We start from the raw sequence: 16,286 nt of genomic DNA, 5'->3' as shown, positions 1-16,286 counted from the left end.
TAAACTACTTCGTCAGGCATTTGCCGTTGGAAAAAGCGGAGAGGGCTTTGACAAAGAAAAAGCGATGGCCGCTTGACTTTAAGCACAGTTCATTCTGAGGGTACTCCCGAAGAATCTTAGCCAGAAAATGATTATCAACCTACCATTGGCAACAGTGCTTGGGCCACTGGAAATAACGTTCAGGAAATTGGTTAAAGTTGCTCCGCAAAATGCAAGGTCCATCGGGGGTACCCTCTGAATGACCGGGATGATGGGGAGACCGGGACTTTCAGTCTCCAACCAAACCCCTGCACTTTCAGTGCAGGGTGGTTTAGTCACTCAAAGCATAACGGTACGCTGGTTTTCTCCCATCTTCAATAAAATCACGTCAAACAAAAAAGCCATCCAAAGGGATGGCTTTTTTTAATACTAAAATTTTATGCTCACATCAGAACCCGAACAGGCTTGGCAGCCACAGGGTAATTTGTGGGAAGAAGGTGATCAAGATCAAAGCCACAATCATCGCCAGGAACAGCGGCATGAGTGGTTTGATAATCTTGACGATGGTGGTTTGAGCCACCCCGACTCCAACAAATAAGATAGTTCCAACCGGTGGTGTACAAAGGCCGATAGAAAGGTTCAAAATCATAATAATACCGAAGTGAACCGGATCGATGCCCAACTCGGTCACAATAGGAAGGAATATCGGCGTAAAAATCAGTACGGCCGGCGTCATGTCCATAAAGGTACCTACAAACAGCAGGATCACATTTATCAATAACAAGATGATAATGGTATTGTCACTGACCGAAAGCAGGGCTGCGGTAACAGTTTGAGGTATTTCCTCGAAAGACATCACCCAAGACATGGCAATGGAAGTGGCAATCAACAACATCACCACTGAAGTGGTCATTACCGAATCGAAAAAGACTTTCGGCAGTTCTTTCACCGAAAGCTCGCGGTATATGAAGCCGAGCACCAGCGTGTAGATTACTGCGATGGCTGAAGCCTCGGTCGCCGTAAAGATACCAGCAATAATTCCTCCGATTACTACTACCAGCATAGAAAGAGCGGGCAGTGCACGCAGAAAGCTTTTAAAGAGATCTTTGAATTTGGTGCGCTCACCAACCGGGAATTTCTTCCATTTGGCCCAGATGGCGGCTACCGTCATCAACATCAAACCCGTTAAAATACCGGGCAGATAACCCGCGATAAAAAGTGCGGCAATGGAGACGCCTCCACTGGCCAGCGAGTATACAATTAAGATGTTTGAGGGTGGAATCAATAAGCCGGTAGTGGAAGAGGTGATATTCACCGCGGCAGAAAACTCTTTGGAATAGCCTTCTTTCTCCATGCGAGGCCCCAGGATGGAACCAATGGCTGAAGCTGCTGCAACGGCCGATCCTGCGATCGCGCCAAAAAGCATGGCGGCTACAATGTTTACGTGGGCCAGTCCGCCAGGGAGTGAACCCATCATGTCTTTGGCGAGCTTAATAAGCCTCTGGGCAAGCCCGCCTTTATTTATGAGCTGCCCTGCCAATATAAAGAAAGGGATGGCGAGCAGTGTAAAACTATCGAGCCCCGTGCCCATCCGTTGGGCCAGGGTTGTAAAGGCTGCAATTGAGTCTATACTGACCAGCAAGGTAAACAATCCCGAAAGACCGATACTCCACGCAATGGGAACCCCGATACCCAGCAAAACCACAAAACTTAATACTAATATCAATACTTCTGTTAAAACCATGAGATACCTTGTTTAGCTTAGTTATCAGTTTCGTTTGGAGCGGGATAAAGCTCGGCGTTATCGGGTTCCATCACGTTGATATCCCTGATTTTATAATAAATAATCAACAATCCGCTGATAGGCAGGATGGTGTATACAAAGGCTATGGGAATCTGCATAGCAGCTGATGTTTGCCCAAGGCTATAAGTGATGTACACTAACCGGCTTCCTCCAATCACTAAAGTCACCAGTGCGAAGAAGATGATCAGCAAATTAATAACAATAGCCAGCCGGTATTTTGATTTACCTTTGAGCTTGCTTGGCAGCAGGTCGATAGCCAGGTGCATTCGCTGGCCGGCGGCATAGGCGCCTCCCAGCATTCCAACCCAAATAAGCATGTATCGGGCCAATTCGTCGGTAAAGGAACTGGCATCGCCCAGCAGGTAACGAGAGATAACCTGCCAGCTAACACTGATAAGCATCACAGCCATCAGGAAAGCCAGAAAATATTCGAGAAAGCGGTCAAATTTTTTCATGATTCTTGATTCGGGTTTTCGTCTTTAATTCGTTGAATGAGCTCAAAGAACTCGGGTTCTGTTTCCCGGTACTGATCGTAAATCGGTTCGGTAAGCTCAATAAAAGGTTGTTTATCCGGATAGATCACTTCAACCCCGGCTTCCTTCACAATCTCCATCGCCTCTTCTTCGGCTTCGGCCCAAACCTGACGTTGATAGTTTGCTGAGGAGTCAGCGGCTTCCTGTATCCACTTTTGTTCCTGTTCTGATAGGTTGTCCCATTGGAGCGTGCTAATCAGCAACAGGTCGGGAAGCATGAGGTGTTCATCGAGGCTGTAATACTTGGCAACTTCGTAATGACGTGAGCTAAGAAAAGAGGGTGGGTTGTTTTCCGCACCATCCACCACGCCCTGTTGCAGGGCAGTGTAGAGCTCACCAAATGAAATGGGCGTTGGAGAACCGCCTAATTCCCGCACCATATTTACGGACATCTGGCTTTCCATTACACGAATCTTTTGTCCCTGCAGATCTTCTGGCGATTCAACAGGTTGATTTACCGTATAGAAGCTACGGTAGCCGGCATCATAGTAGGTGAGACCGCGCAGCCAGTATTCTTCTCCGGCCAATAACAGTTCCCGCCCGATTTCTCCATTTAGCACATTCAAAGCGTGCTCATCATTTTGAAATAAATAGGGCAGACTGTAAACCCGCAATTCCGGAACGAAATTTTCGAGTGCCGCAGAGGAAACTTTGGTCATCCCGATGCTGCCGATTTGAAGCAGCTCCAGGGTTTCCCGTTCTGAGCCTAACTGCTGGCTTGGGAAGATGGCAATTTCAAGCTGTCCGTTTGATTTTTCATCCACCAGCTTGGCCATGCGCTCCATCCCGATGTGCACGGGATGCGAGGTACTAAGAGCATGAGCCAGGCGAATGGTTTTTTTGTCGGTATTGCCTTCCGAACAGCCGGCAAAAATAAATACGGCGGCCAGTAGCAGACAACCCAACCAGTGGGTTCGTTTATGCATTTCTGATTTCCTTGATGAGTTCGAGCGTATTTTTAACATGCTTCTCTAATCCGCTGTAGTCTTTGTTTTTTAGAAATTCTTTGGTCACCAATTTAGAGCCCATTCCCACACAGGTTACGCCGGCATTGAACCAGCCTTCAAGGTTTTCGCGCTCGGCAGAAACACCGCCGGTAGGCATGATGCTGGTCCAGGGGCAGGGAGCTTTGATGGCTTTTACAAAACCAGGGCCGAGCTGGCTACCGGGGAATACCTTGATAATTTCAGCGCCCATTTCTTCCGCTTTGGCTATTTCGGTGAGCGAGCCACAACCGGGCGACCACAACACCTTACGGCGATTACATACAATGGCAATGTCTTCCCGGTATACTGGTGTTACCACGAAATTGGCTCCCAGCTGCATATATAGTGAAGCAGTTCCGCCATCGGTTACGGATCCTACACCAAGAATCATTTCGGGTAATTCCTTTTCGGCGAATTTGTTGAGCTCGCCAAATACCTCGTGGGCAAAGTCGCCACGATTGGTAAATTCCAGGATTCGGGCTCCGCCTTTATAGCAGGCAGTCAGCACTTCTTTACAGGTTTCAATATCGTTGTGATAGAAGAGAGGAACCAGGCCGGTTTCTTCCATCTTGGAGGCTACTTGTATGCGGGTAAATCTGGCCATGTGAGTAAGCTATTGGTTGGTTTTAAAGATTTGATGTAATCGATTGCATAAAGAAAATTAAGACGGTTTCAAATTTCAACTTAAAACCGCTTCCATAACATAAACTTTGTTAAAGCCGAATGCATGGGAATTTGTGAATTATGGAAAGACTTGTCAGGTTTTTTAAAACCTGACAGGTCTGTACTTCAAGTCTATGTCAAATTGAAGCGAAGTCCCTGCTCCAAACCTCGTAATTCACTGAGGCCTTTCATTCGGCCAATACAGGAATAGCCGGGATTGGTCTCTTTACCAATGTCATCCAGCATCTTGTGTCCGTGGTCGGGACGGACAGGAATTACATGATTGTTGTCCAGTTTATCTGAATTAATGATTGCATGCATTACTGCTGCAATTTGTGAATCTCCTTTAAGATGATCGGCTTCATAGAAACTCCCGTCTTGTTCACGCTGTACGCTTCTCAGGTGCAGAAAATGAATCCGATCGGCAAATTCAGCCGCCATTTTGGGTAACTTATTTTCTTTAAGGACTCCGTAGGATCCTGTACAAAAGGTGATGCCATTTACTTTGGAATCCACATCCTTAAGTAAACGTTTAATGTCTTTAGCGGTGCTCACCACTCGGGGCAATCCTAAAATAGGATAGGGGGGGTCATCCGGATGGATACACATTTTCACCCGCTGCTCTTCTGCAACCGGTATAACCTTAGACAGAAAGTATTTAAGATTCTTTTCGAGATGACTGGCAGAAATATGCTTATACGTATCCAGCATTTCTTTGAATTCCTCGATAGAATAGCCTTCGTGTCCACCAGGTAAACCTGCTATGATGGTATCAGTTAGTTTGTCCCGGGCAGTGCGGTTCATCGAGTTGTAATACAATTCGGCACGTTGTATTTCAGCATCTGAATAATCTTCTTCAGCCCCTTTTCTACGTAAGATAAACAGGTCAAAAGCTGCAAATGCGTTAGCCTCAAAGCGAAGGGCAAAACTGCCATTTTCAACCTGGTATTGCAGGTTAGTGCGTGTCCAGTCAAGAATAGGCATAAAGTTATAGCAGATAGTGTCAATCTCACATAGAGCAAGGTTACGTATGGTCTGCTGGTAATTCTCAATATACTCGAGGTACTGTCCCTTCCTTTTCTTAATATCTTCGTGTACCGGCACGCTCTCTACTACCGACCAGCGTAAACCGGCCGCTTCAATCTCCTTTTTCCGGTTTTGGATTTCATCAACCGACCAAACTTTCCCAACGGGAATATGATGCAAAGCAGTCACAATGCCGGTTGCTTCGGTCTGCCGGATGTATTTCAGGCTAATCGGGTCATCGGGACCGTACCACCGCCAGGTATATTCAAATTTCATAGTGCCTATATCTTAGAATTCTGTTTGATGTAAAGGTGTGTTTGTTGCAGGTAATTATCGACTCTTTGACCATAATTAGCCGCACTTTGCACTAGGATTTTATAAACCAAACGCCGCAGGGATTTACATTCCCTGCAGGTCTGGTATTCATTTAAGGTCAGGGTGATATCAACTTATCTTGATACACGTCCTGAAGCATCTCCGCCCATCAGCTTCTCCACTTCATCTACGGTAACCAGGTTGGCATCGCCGTAAATGGTGTGCTTCAGGCAAGAGGCCGCAACAGCAAAGTCGAGGGCTTTTTGGTCGTCGTCTTCGTAAGTGAGTAATCCGTAAATAAGGCCGCCCATGAAGGAATCACCGCCACCTACACGGTCTACAATATCTGTGATCTGGTAGGTGCGTGTATCCAGGAATTCATCCCCGTTATACAGAACGCCCGACCAGCTATTGTGCGAGGCGCTAATGGATCCGCGAAGGGTGGTGATTATCTTCTTGGCTCTTGGGAAACGCTCTTTCAGTTTCTTGCAAACCGACAGGTATGCCTGGCTATCCATAGATTCACCCTTAGTGATGTCTACGTTATCCGGCTCAATTCCAAAGTGCTTCTCGGCGTCTTCTTCATTACCAAGGATCACATCACAGCCCTCTACCAGGTCAGGCATCACTTCGCCGGGCTCTTTGCCATATTTCCACAGCTTGGCGCGGTAGTTCAGGTCAGTTGAAACTGTTACGCCCAATTCGTTAGCCGCTTTGATGGCTTCCAAGGTAACATCAGCCGCTCCTTGCGAAAGGGCAGGGGTGATGCCGGTCCAGTGGAACCAGCCGGCGCCGTCAAATACTTTTTCCCAGTCAATGTCTCCTTTTTTGATAGTGGAGATGGCAGAATGAGCGCGATCATACACAACTTTGCTTCCACGGCTAACTGCTCCGGTTTCAAGGAAGTAAATGCCCAGACGTTCGCCTCCGCGGACGATATGGTTAGTGCCCACATTGCGTTTGCGCATTTCCATCAAGGCGCATTCGCCAATATCATTTTGTGGCAGGCGTGTTACAAACTCTACGGGAACGCCGTAGTTTGCCAACGAAACGGCCACATTAGATTCGCCGCCTCCGTAAATAACATCAAAAGAATTGGCTTGAGAAAATCGTAAAAATCCAGGAGGAGATAATCGTAACATGATTTCTCCGAAAGTGACTACTTTTTTCATAATCAGTCAGGTTTTAGGTTGGTTTTAAATTGAAATTCAGTTCAGGCGTTAGTTGGCACCTTCTTTAAGGATGACTTCCGGATAATTAACTCCGGGTTTAAAACGGTTTTGGTCGGGGTATGCTCTTTGCCGCTCTCTTCCTTGTCTTTAATGCGTTCCAGGAAGAGGTTAGCTGTAAATTTCCCCATTTTTTTGCTGTGTTGGTCTACAGTGCTTAAAGCGGGATCTACCAGTTCGGTAAACGCTTCGTTACTAAAGCCGACCAGTGCAATATCTTCAGGAACTCGAATGTCGTGTTTTTTCAGGATTTCCATGGCGCCCATGGCTGCATAATCACTGGCAGAAAAGATGCCGTCCGGCAGTTCGTCCCATCCCGCAATTTCATTACCCAGTCTTTTGCCCGCTTCAAGCTTCAAGTCACTGCTAATGATAAATTCTTTATTGATAGGAATACCATGCTTTTTCAGGGCTTCTTCATAACCTCTTCGGCGATCCCGATAAATGCTAACGTTTTCAGGACCGGAGAAATGCACAATCTTTCGGCATCCCTGATCAATCAAATGCTCTGTGGCTTTGAAGGCTCCAAGATAGTCATCTATAACCACTGCATCCACGTCAAATGCATTTTGCATACGGTCAAATAAAATGAGCGGAATGCCGCTTTTTTGAACGTCTTCGTAGTGACTAAAATCTAGTGTTTCCTTGGCATAAGAAGCGAAAATCCCATCCACACGTGCTTCCAGGAGTGCTTGAATATTTTTCTTCTCCTTCCCTACGGAATCATTAGACTGGCAGATGATGACATTGTAGCTGGTATCATTGAGTACATCCTCAATGCCACGGATAACAGAAGCAAAAAAGTTACGGTCGGCGGTGGGGATAATTACCCCAATCAAGTTGCTGGTTCCACGACGTAATGCCGCGGCAATGCTATTGGGCTGATAGTTCATTTTCTCAGCCATTTCCAACACCGCTTTTTTGGTAGCATCACTAATGCGGGGATGATCTTTGAGCGCCCGCGATACCGTGGAAGCTGTAATATCCAGCTCCTTGGCAATGTCGTGGATGGTAGTTTTCTTGGTACTCATGGCAAAGAGATTTCTTAAAACCCGGGGTATGGTTTATTCGATGATTACAGGCGTGGCAACTTTGCGGGTTTCTTCTGCCATGAAGTTCCTGAAATAGCTGCTGTCGCGAAAGTTTTCATCGCTTACACCCCATCCTGCCACGGCTTCATATTCCAGGCTTTTTTCACCTTCCAGTTCAAACATGGTCAGGAAACTATTGGTTACGCCGGGGCCACTGTCAGGAGCTCTGCGATAGTCCAGATAGGAAGCATCAGGGAAAATCAAACCCATTCCAATATACCACTCGCGATCATAGCCCTGTTGGTCGTGAGTATAAAAAGCGGTGTAGTTTTCGGTCGCATCATCCAATACTACAGGATCTGTTTGATTATGGATATTTACGAGGCCTACTAAAAGCGTATCTACTGGATTCGAACTTTCAAGATGTACGGTATTTGTGTAACGGTATTGGCCGGCCCAAATGGTTACATCATTTACAAGATCTGCTTTGCCTGTACCGGTATTCCATCCTTCATAGCTTAAGCGAAAGGAAGAGCGTACAGGACCTTCGTATAAAAGTTCGTAAGTAGTGGTATCAATATTGCTGCGTTCGTCATCTATCCGGATTCCGAGGCGTACGGGTTTATTATTTCTTAAGATAGCCAGACCCCCAAGGCCAAGAGAATTACCCACGGCCAGGATGTCACGCCCCCAGGGCAACATTACGTGATAATTGTCTTCAAGTCCGCCTTCATCAGAAATGCCAACCGTATCCAGCGCCATTTGGGGTGATTTTTTACCGTAAAGATCGCGACCATTACGTCCATCAATATATTGGCGAAATCCTACTTTATCGTTTTCCCAGGCCGGACCGTCCATCTGAAATCGTTCAAACATACCTACGGGCAATTCATCGGCCGTCATGCTAAGCTGTTCGCGATTGGTAATTTCACCGTCATCCAGCACGCCAAAACGTACATTGGTGCGGGTGGTAAAATCCGGGTAAGCATCTTCTTCAACCAATTGCAGGGTGATGGTTTGTGATGACTCGGCATCAAGATTAACCAGAAAAGCTAATTCATCCCATTCGCCATCGCCGTCAATATCATCTACCTGAGACGAAAGCGCCTTGCCATTGAGGTATGGGACAGGGAGGAGGCCGTCATTGATCTGGGCCTCTCCAACTTTATCGATGATAGCATCTCGGGTAAGCACCACCGGTTCTTCTTCGCGATCAATAGATAAAGAGTTTGTGAGTGTAAATTCGGGATCAGGAGTATCGGTGCTGCATGCGCTGAATAAAAATCCGGCAAGCACAGCTGCAGAAAAGAACGTTCGGGAAAAGGAAGCTGGGATATTCATGGTAGTTGGTTTTTTTAACCGCAAGGGACGCGAAGAACGCTAAAGAGTTGAAATCTTTGCGCTCTTAGCGTCTTAGCGGTTAATTAATTTTATTCGTTAGCAGGTTTTCCAATAGTGGCCAGGATACCACCATCAACGTAAACGATCTGCCCGTTTACAAAATCACTTGCCTTGGATGACAGGAATACGGCGGTTCCGGCAAGGTCTTCAGGATCTCCCCAACGTCCGGCCGGAGTGCGTTGTATGATGAAATCATTAAATGGATGTCCATCTACGCGAATCGGTTCGGTTTGAGAAGTGGCAAAATAGCCGGGACCAATACCATTGGCCTGAATATTATGCTTGGCCCATTCCGTAGCCATATTTTGAGTAAGCATTTTAAGACCGCCTTTGGCTGCGGCATAGGCGCCAACGGTGTCGCGGCCCAATTCGGTCATCATAGAACAAATATTGATGATTTTGCCTTCGCCCCGGGGAATCATATGCTTAACCACCTGCTTAGCCATGATAAAAGGACCAACCAAATCGACATCAATTACTTTACGGTAGTCTTCCACATCCATGTCTTTTAGTGGTACCCGCTTTATAATACCGGCGTTATTCACCAGGATGTCGATGGGGCCTATTTCATCTTCGATTTTATCTACGTGCTGTTTAGCGGCCTCTTCATCGGTCACGTCAAATATATAACCGGTTACGTCATAACCTTCTTCCCGGTATTCTTTTAAGGCACGTTCCATTTTGTCTGGGGTAGTACCGTTGATAATTAGCTCGGCACCGGCATCCCCTAAACCCTTAGCCATCGCCATACCAAGACCGTGGGTTGCCCCGGTTACAAATGCCCGTTTTCCACTTAAATCAAATAAAGAACTCATAACTGACAATTATTTTAGAATTAAAAGAAAAACCTGCCAGGCCTTTTTCAGCGTAAAACGCTAAATAACCCTCAATCAGCGACCTGACAGGTAAAGTTGGTTGATTAGATTATTTCAGATCTTGAATTTCTACATGATCCATGTCTCCATAATCCAGGTTCTCGCCATTCATGGCCCAGATAAAGGTATAGTTGCTGGTTCCTGAACCGCAGTGGATAGACCATGGGGGAGAGAGTACCGCCTGGTTGTTCTTCATCCAGATGTGGCGGGTATTATCCGGTTCTCCCATAAAGTGGCAAACTGCTTGTTCATCGGGAACTTCAAAATAGAAGTAAGCCTCCATACGGCGGTTGTGCACGTGGGCCGGCATTGTATTCCAAACACTACCGGTTTCAAGCTGGGTCATTCCCATTTGTAGCTGGCAAGTATCTACGATACTGTTCACAATGAGCTTGCGGATTACGCGGTGATTGGCTGTTTCCAGCGAGCCAAGTTCAACGATTTCGGCTTCGTCTTGCGAAATCTTTTTGGTAGGATACGCTTGATGGGCAGGTGCGGAGTTGAAATAGAAAAGCGGCTGCTTGCCGTCTTTTTGGTGGAAACTTACTTCTTCTTCTCCACGACCTACATAGATGGCTTCTTTAAAATCAATTTCGTATTCAGTATCGCCGACTTTCACAATGCCGGGTTCACCAACATTAATGATCCCCAGCTCACGACGCTCCAGGAAAAAGTTGGCTTTCAACGGATCAATAGTTTCCAGTTCTAAAGCAGAAGAGCCAGGTTTGGCGCCCCCAACAATCTGGCGACCGTAAAAAGAATACACCATATTAATCTCTCCATCTTCAAACAGATTCTCGATAAGAAAATCTTCACGGAGTCGTTCGGTGCCGTAACTCTTTACGTCTTCTGGATTTGTAGCATATCTAACAGTGTAATTAACAGACATAATTAGTGGGCTTTTTAGTTTTATGTAATCGATTGCACTAAATATATAAAAAAAATCTATACATGCCATATAAAAAGGGAAAAGCGGTTACATTATCTTAATATGAAAATTTCGGTAATTTCCTCTATTAATTGTTAATTATAGGCTTATTAGAATGAAACAGAGAAATTGGATCGATTTGTGAAGCATGTAATTTACTTTGTGCAACCGATTGCTTTATGATAATACTAAAGCTCTGTGGATATCAACAGGGGACAGTCTTCTATGAATACATTAAATAAGTATTAAATGTTAACTTTTACTTTCAGATAATTTCAGGGGTAGGAGGTAAGATATTTGACGGTTGTTTATGTAATTTTTTGAAATGCATCTGTCATCTTCCCAAAGTCCGTCCTCGCGAGGAGAAAACTTGCTTATTCTCAAGCTTTCTGCTTATCGACGCGGCCCCGAGCAATCGGGGTTTGATCAGGCAACTCCTTTCCCAAAGCTTCGTTGATGAAGCTCCCAAGTGGTCTTAAGGAGATTGCTTCGTCGGTAGGCACTCCAATCCTATTTTAAGCATTATGAGTTCCTCGCAATGACCGGTTTTTAAGAGATAAGAGTGGTATTCAAGAATTCACCCAACGCCCGGTCTGCCGAACACAGAACTGTTACCTCCTCAATGATTTTGATCAAATACGGGCAAAATTAGCGGCTACCAATGACAGAGCCGTTTTTGAGACCATGATGATTTCCATATTCATCTCTCCGGCCTTAGAAAAAAGAGTGTTAAGAAGCGGACGAAATGCAGCGTTAAGAAAGAAATCATACCGCACGGGTGATAAATTACAGGCGAGCCCAGTGATGGAGCATTGATTTCTTTTAGCGTAATGGGGTCAGCTTTAGCTCTTTTTTCGCCCGCCTTGATCTTTTCTTACTTTTGTATCAAGACAAAAGTAAGAGGAATACGCTTCCAAAGGTTTAGAGGTCTATGGAATAGTTGGTAGGCATTTCTGTCATCTATAAAATGGTGTTGCCGCTTTTGGGCAAAATTAGCGGTTCGCAAAGACGGATTTTTATAAAATGGGGAATAGTTTTCATGATATTTCATTAATTATTGCTCTTACCTGCCTTATGCTCATGCTTTCAAAAAAGAGGATAATTTGAATTGTTAATAAAATTGGAAAATACCTGTTGAGGCGCTGTAATACGCTAAGTTACCGGTTAAAATAATCCTTGCTTTCTTTTTACAAATCCTGTTAATTGACAGAGCGCAAACGATTGCGCGAGGTTATTAATAAATGTTGGAAAAAGACCTATGAAAACCCTTAGCCTGACCTTTTTATTATTATTTACAGCTTGTTCTCCAATCATCAGTCAAAGCGTTTCCACAGACCTGAAGTGGTCGGAGCGTATGGCGTTATCTATTATAGAGCGCAATCCTGATCCGGTGTACATGGATTTTCGGGATGAGCCTAAATGGGAGTACACTTTTGGATTGGTATTGAAGTCTATCGAGCGGGTGCACAAAGCAACCGGTGACGATAAGTATTTGGATTACATCGATGCTTACTACGATTTCATGATTGAAGAAGACGGCACCATCAAAAAATACGATGTAACCCGTTTTAATATTGACCGCGTAGCTCCGGGACGTGCGCTTTTTCATTTATATGATGAGACCGGGAAAGAGAAGTATAAAGACGCTCTTGAACAACTTCGTTATCACCTAAAATATCAGCCCCGAAACCATTTAGACGGCTTTTGGCATAAATTACGGTATCCCTGGCAAATGTGGCTGGATGGGCTTTACATGGGATCACCTTTTTATGCCGAATGGGGTCAGCGCTACGATGAGTATGAAAATTTTGACGATGTAGCCCTTCAGGCAAAACTGATGTTTGAGTATATGCGTGATCCTGAAACCGGCTTGCTGTATCACGGTTGGGATCAAAGTAAAACCCAGAAATGGGCTGATCCTGAAACCGGGCTTTCTCCCAATTTCTGGGGACGTGCCATGGGTTGGTATGGAATGGCCATTGTTGATATTCTGGATTACTTCCCGGAAGATCATCCCCAGCGCGACGACCTTATTATAATACTGGAGAAATTTGCAGAAGCGGTGGTCGATTTTCAAGACGAAGAATCCGGTGTTTGGTACCAGGTGATAGACCAGGGCGACCGCGAAGGTAATTACCTGGAAGCCTCGGCCTCCATAATGTTTACCTACGCTATTAAGAAAGGGGCAAATAAAGGCTATTTGGATGAGAAATATCACGAAGTGGCGGAAGAAGCCTGGCAGGGGATACTGGATGAATTTATTGAAGTGGAAGACAATGGTTTAGTGAATATCCATCACGTATGCGCTGTGGCTGGTCTTGGCGGTGATCCCTATCGCGACGCTTCTTACGAGTATTATGTGAATGAGCGCATTCAGGTCAATGACACAAAGGCTACCGGTCCCTTTATCAAATTAAGCCTGGAGATGGATCGGTAAGTCCGAGATGCCACAGCAAATGAAGTGCAGAGGTACATATTATCGCATAAGAATATTTTTTGTGGCGATGGTATGTACTGCAATGAGCTTGCCTTTAGTGGCCCAGGTTCCTGCGTTTCCCGGAGCGGAAGGTTATGGAAAATACACAACCGGTGGCCGTGGGGGAGAAGTTGTGTATGTCACAAATCTGAATGATGACGGGCCGGGAAGTTTCAGGGAAGCCGTAACCCGCGAAGGCCCGCGTATTGTAGTTTTTGATACTTCCGGTACCATTACTCTTGAATCTTCCCTTACCATCGATTCCGGCGACCTCACCATTGCCGGACAAACAGCCCCCGGCGAAGGAATTACCATTCGCGATTACCCGGTTGGGCTGGATGCCGACAACATCATCGTGCGTTACCTGCGTTTTCGTTTGGGGGATGTGCACGGAATAGCCGGTGATGCTTTTAGTGGTTCCGATTTGCAGGATATTATAATTGACCATTGCACCATGAGTTGGGGTATTGATGAAGTCTCCTCATTTTATCGCAACCGGAATTTTACGATGCAATGGAGCATTATTTCGGAGTCGCTGGCTGATTCGGATCATCCCAAAGGTCGGCATGGTTATGGGGGGATCTGGGGCGGTAAAAAAGTCACCTTTCACCACAACCTGTTAGCCCATCATTCCAGCCGGAATCCCCGCCTGGCCGACTCAAATCCAATTCCATATCGGATAAACCGGCAACTGGACTTCTACAACAATGTGATTTACAACTGGCAGTTTAACAGCATGTACGGGGGAGAAAAAGGCGAGCAGAATATTGTAAACAATTACTTTAAGCCCGGTCCGGCTACGGATGATGATGTTTCGGATCGTATTGTAAATCCATCCAAACCGTATGGAAAGTTTTATGTGAAAGGGAATGTGGTTGAAGGTGCTCCTGAAATCACCCAAAACAACTGGGCTGGTGGCGTGCAAACTGAAAACCCTCAAACCACCAAAGCTGCATCCTCTTTTAGTTTCAATCCTGAATTTGTCCAGCCGGCTAATGAAGCCTTTAAAGCGGTGTTAGCCAATGCCGGTGCCAGCTTAAACCGCGATGCTGTAGATGAGCGAATCATCAAAGAAGTAAAAACCGGAACGGCAACCTATCGAGGTTCTGTGGGAAATTTACCGGGCATTATTGATTCCCAGGAAGATGTAGGCGGCTGGCCGGAACTGGCTTCAGGTGAAGCCCCAAAAGACACCGACCGGGATGGGATGCCGGATGTCTGGGAAGTAGAGAAAGGTTTAGATCCTCAAAATAAATCAGATGCAAAGCAATATACGCTGGACGAAGACTATACGAATATAGAAGTGTACCTGGACAGCCTGGTTGAACCCAAAATCATCAAATAGATTTTACATGGGAAGATTTTCAAAATATATACTCATTGTAGCTACTTTACTTGGACTAATTGTTGGTATTGGGCATCCTGACCTGGCTTTGGCACAAGAACAAAATGTTTCTGACGTTTGGGTGGCAGATAACGGGGACGGCACCTACACCAATCCTATCCTGCACGCCGATTACTCCGATCCGGATGTGGTGAAGGTGGGCGATGATTTTTATATGACTTCCTCCAGTTTTAACGCCGTGCCGGCGCTGCCCATTTTGCATTCCAAAGATTTGGTGAACTGGGAGCTGATTAATCACGCCGTAGACGAATTGCCGCCGGTAGAACATTTTCGCAGTCCCCAGCATGGAAATGGTGTGTGGGCTCCCAGTATCCGCTATCATGAGGGGGAGTTCTACATTTATTGGGGCGATCCTGATTTTGGTATTTATATGGTGAAAACAGACGATCCTGCCGGAGACTGGGAAGAACCGGTGTTGGTCAAGCCCGGAAAAGGATTGATAGATCCTTCGCCGTTGTGGGATGATGACGGCCGCGCATACCTCGTTCATGCTTTTGCAAGAAGTCGTTCTGGTATAAATACGGTACTGGTGGTTCAGGAAATGAAGTCCGACGGCACGGAAATGATCGGCGATCCCATTTTAGTTTTTGACGGACATGAAAACGGCAATCGCGTAGTAGAAGGACCCAAATTTAAAAAAAGAGGTGATTGGTATTACATCCTTGCTCCAGCCGGAGGTGTTACGGAAGGCTGGCAGCTGGCCATGCGTTCGAAAAATCCTTTTGGTCCTTATGAAGCCAGGCGCGTGTTGCAGCAGGGCAATACAGATATCAATGGCCCGCATCAGGGTGGTTTAGTGGAGCTGGACTCCGGGGAATCGTGGTTTGTACATTTCCAGGATAAAGGGGTATATGGCCGCATTGTGCACCTAAACCCCGTGGAATGGCGAAATGGATGGCCGATGATGGGCGAAGACCAGAATGATGATGGCGTGGGAGAACCGGTCATCACCCATAAAAAGCCCGATGTTGGTGAAAGCTATCCCATTCAAACGCCACCCGAATCTGATGAGTTTAACAGCAAAGAACTGGGCAAACAGTGGCAATGGCACGGCAATCCGGAAAATACCTGGGCCCTGACCTCCAATTTTGGTTTCATACGACTGTATGGGAAACCATGGCCTGAAGGCTATCGGAACCTGTGGGATGTTCCCAATTTGTTGCTCCAGAAATTCCCTGCACCTGAATTCCAGGCTACCGCCAAACTCAAATTCACGCCCCACATGATTGGCGAGAAAGCCGGTTTAGTGGTGATGGGAGAAGATTACGGCTATGTGGCTATCCAACGAAATGAGAATGGATTTCAACTGGTACAAGTAAATACTTACGGCGCTGATGCGGGTGAACCGGAAGAAATTATAGAAACAGTGGAGACCGATGCCCGGGAAGTTTGGTTTCGGGCCCAGGTCCGGGAAGGTGGTGCAACCACTTTTAGCTACAGCACTAATGGCAAGGAATACAACGAAATTGGGAAGACTTTTCAAGCCAAAGAAGGGCGATGGATTGGTGCCAAAATCGGCTTGTTTGCCCTACAGCCCCGTGATGGAGCTTCCGAAGATTATCTTGATTACAGCAGCCAGCATTCCGGTTTTGCGAATGTTGACTGGTTCAGAATTTCAGCATTGGAGAATTAAAT

Annotated in this window: 13 protein-coding genes; 3 read left to right on the top strand and 10 right to left on the bottom strand. The window is 46.0% G+C overall.

Annotation, left to right across the window (positions count from 1 at the left end):
- Positions 1-427: 427 nt before the first annotated feature.
- From FN815_RS16990 to kduI, 10 genes are all read right to left on the bottom strand, one after another.
- Positions 428-1,723: a TRAP transporter large permease gene (locus FN815_RS16990; protein WP_142455958.1), complete on the bottom strand. Its 1,296-nt coding sequence runs from the start codon at positions 1,721-1,723 to the stop codon at positions 428-430.
- Between the two features lie 17 nt (positions 1,724-1,740).
- Positions 1,741-2,238 (bottom strand): TRAP transporter small permease, encoded by a 498-nt coding sequence (locus FN815_RS16985; RefSeq protein WP_142455957.1) that lies wholly within the window; start codon positions 2,236-2,238, stop codon positions 1,741-1,743.
- Entirely contained in the window at positions 2,235-3,242 is a 1,008-nt protein-coding gene (locus tag FN815_RS16980; protein ID WP_142455955.1) for a TRAP transporter substrate-binding protein, read from the bottom strand. Before FN815_RS16980 ends, FN815_RS16985 begins: the two co-directional genes overlap by 4 nt.
- Complete coding sequence (locus tag FN815_RS16975; protein ID WP_142455954.1) at positions 3,235-3,906, bottom strand: bifunctional 4-hydroxy-2-oxoglutarate aldolase/2-dehydro-3-deoxy-phosphogluconate aldolase; 672 nt, start codon at positions 3,904-3,906, stop codon at positions 3,235-3,237. The genes FN815_RS16980 and FN815_RS16975 overlap by 8 nt, the downstream gene beginning before the upstream one ends.
- A gap of 191 nt (positions 3,907-4,097) precedes the next feature.
- Positions 4,098-5,267 carry a mannonate dehydratase gene (gene uxuA, locus FN815_RS16970; protein WP_142455952.1) on the bottom strand — a complete coding sequence of 390 codons (1,170 nt, stop codon included), beginning with the start codon at positions 5,265-5,267 and terminating at the stop codon, positions 4,098-4,100.
- Between the two features lie 173 nt (positions 5,268-5,440).
- Positions 5,441-6,478: a sugar kinase gene (locus tag FN815_RS16965; RefSeq protein WP_142455950.1), complete on the bottom strand. Its 1,038-nt coding sequence runs from the start codon at positions 6,476-6,478 to the stop codon at positions 5,441-5,443.
- A 41-nt stretch (positions 6,479-6,519) separates the two neighbouring features.
- The gene (locus FN815_RS16960; RefSeq protein WP_142455948.1) at positions 6,520-7,566 is read right to left on the bottom strand and encodes a LacI family DNA-binding transcriptional regulator; all 1,047 of its coding nucleotides are present in this window, start codon (positions 7,564-7,566) and stop codon (positions 6,520-6,522) included.
- A 33-nt stretch (positions 7,567-7,599) separates the two neighbouring features.
- The gene (locus FN815_RS16955) at positions 7,600-8,907 is read right to left on the bottom strand and encodes a DUF4861 domain-containing protein (RefSeq protein ID WP_142455946.1); all 1,308 of its coding nucleotides are present in this window, start codon (positions 8,905-8,907) and stop codon (positions 7,600-7,602) included.
- A gap of 89 nt (positions 8,908-8,996) precedes the next feature.
- Positions 8,997-9,782, bottom strand: a complete 786-nt coding sequence (locus tag FN815_RS16950) for a gluconate 5-dehydrogenase (RefSeq protein WP_142455944.1) — start codon at positions 9,780-9,782, stop codon at positions 8,997-8,999.
- Positions 9,783-9,891: 109 nt separating this feature from the next.
- The gene (gene kduI, locus FN815_RS16945; protein WP_142455942.1) at positions 9,892-10,731 is read right to left on the bottom strand and encodes a 5-dehydro-4-deoxy-D-glucuronate isomerase; all 840 of its coding nucleotides are present in this window, start codon (positions 10,729-10,731) and stop codon (positions 9,892-9,894) included.
- A gap of 1,297 nt (positions 10,732-12,028) precedes the next feature.
- On the opposite strand from kduI, the gene FN815_RS16940 reads away from it, so the two are divergent.
- The 3 genes from FN815_RS16940 to FN815_RS16930 all read left to right on the top strand — a co-directional run bounded on the left by FN815_RS16940 (position 12,029) and on the right by FN815_RS16930 (position 16,284).
- The gene (locus tag FN815_RS16940) at positions 12,029-13,207 is read left to right on the top strand and encodes a glycoside hydrolase family 88/105 protein (RefSeq protein ID WP_142455941.1); all 1,179 of its coding nucleotides are present in this window, start codon (positions 12,029-12,031) and stop codon (positions 13,205-13,207) included.
- Between the two features lie 82 nt (positions 13,208-13,289).
- Positions 13,290-14,591 carry a pectate lyase family protein gene (locus tag FN815_RS16935; RefSeq protein ID WP_142455939.1) on the top strand — a complete coding sequence of 434 codons (1,302 nt, stop codon included), beginning with the start codon at positions 13,290-13,292 and terminating at the stop codon, positions 14,589-14,591.
- A gap of 7 nt (positions 14,592-14,598) precedes the next feature.
- The gene (locus tag FN815_RS16930; protein ID WP_142455937.1) at positions 14,599-16,284 is read left to right on the top strand and encodes a glycoside hydrolase family 43 protein; all 1,686 of its coding nucleotides are present in this window, start codon (positions 14,599-14,601) and stop codon (positions 16,282-16,284) included.
- Positions 16,285-16,286: the final 2 nt, after the last annotated feature.

This window comes from Gracilimonas mengyeensis, assembly GCF_900182705.1.
Taxonomy (GTDB): domain Bacteria; phylum Bacteroidota; class Rhodothermia; order Balneolales; family Balneolaceae; genus Gracilimonas; species Gracilimonas mengyeensis.
Note: the sequence above shows the minus strand (reverse complement) of the source record. Positions and strands in the feature narration are given on the sequence as shown.

Coding starts and splice junctions, on each gene's coding strand:
- FN815_RS16960 (WP_142455948.1), bottom strand. CDS start 7,566: ATGAGTACCAAGAAAACTACCATCCACGACATTGCCAAGGAGCTGGAT.
- FN815_RS16985 (WP_142455957.1), bottom strand. CDS start 2,238: ATGAAAAAATTTGACCGCTTTCTCGAATATTTTCTGGCTTTCCTGATG.
- FN815_RS16965 (WP_142455950.1), bottom strand. CDS start 6,478: ATGAAAAAAGTAGTCACTTTCGGAGAAATCATGTTACGATTATCTCCT.
- FN815_RS16950 (WP_142455944.1), bottom strand. CDS start 9,782: ATGAGTTCTTTATTTGATTTAAGTGGAAAACGGGCATTTGTAACCGGG.
- uxuA (WP_142455952.1), bottom strand. CDS start 5,267: ATGAAATTTGAATATACCTGGCGGTGGTACGGTCCCGATGACCCGATT.
- FN815_RS16980 (WP_142455955.1), bottom strand. CDS start 3,242: ATGCATAAACGAACCCACTGGTTGGGTTGTCTGCTACTGGCCGCCGTA.
- FN815_RS16930 (WP_142455937.1), top strand. CDS start 14,599: ATGGGAAGATTTTCAAAATATATACTCATTGTAGCTACTTTACTTGGA.
- FN815_RS16955 (WP_142455946.1), bottom strand. CDS start 8,907: ATGAATATCCCAGCTTCCTTTTCCCGAACGTTCTTTTCTGCAGCTGTG.
- FN815_RS16975 (WP_142455954.1), bottom strand. CDS start 3,906: ATGGCCAGATTTACCCGCATACAAGTAGCCTCCAAGATGGAAGAAACC.
- kduI (WP_142455942.1), bottom strand. CDS start 10,731: ATGTCTGTTAATTACACTGTTAGATATGCTACAAATCCAGAAGACGTA.
- FN815_RS16935 (WP_142455939.1), top strand. CDS start 13,290: ATGAGCTTGCCTTTAGTGGCCCAGGTTCCTGCGTTTCCCGGAGCGGAA.
- FN815_RS16990 (WP_142455958.1), bottom strand. CDS start 1,723: ATGGTTTTAACAGAAGTATTGATATTAGTATTAAGTTTTGTGGTTTTG.
- FN815_RS16940 (WP_142455941.1), top strand. CDS start 12,029: ATGAAAACCCTTAGCCTGACCTTTTTATTATTATTTACAGCTTGTTCT.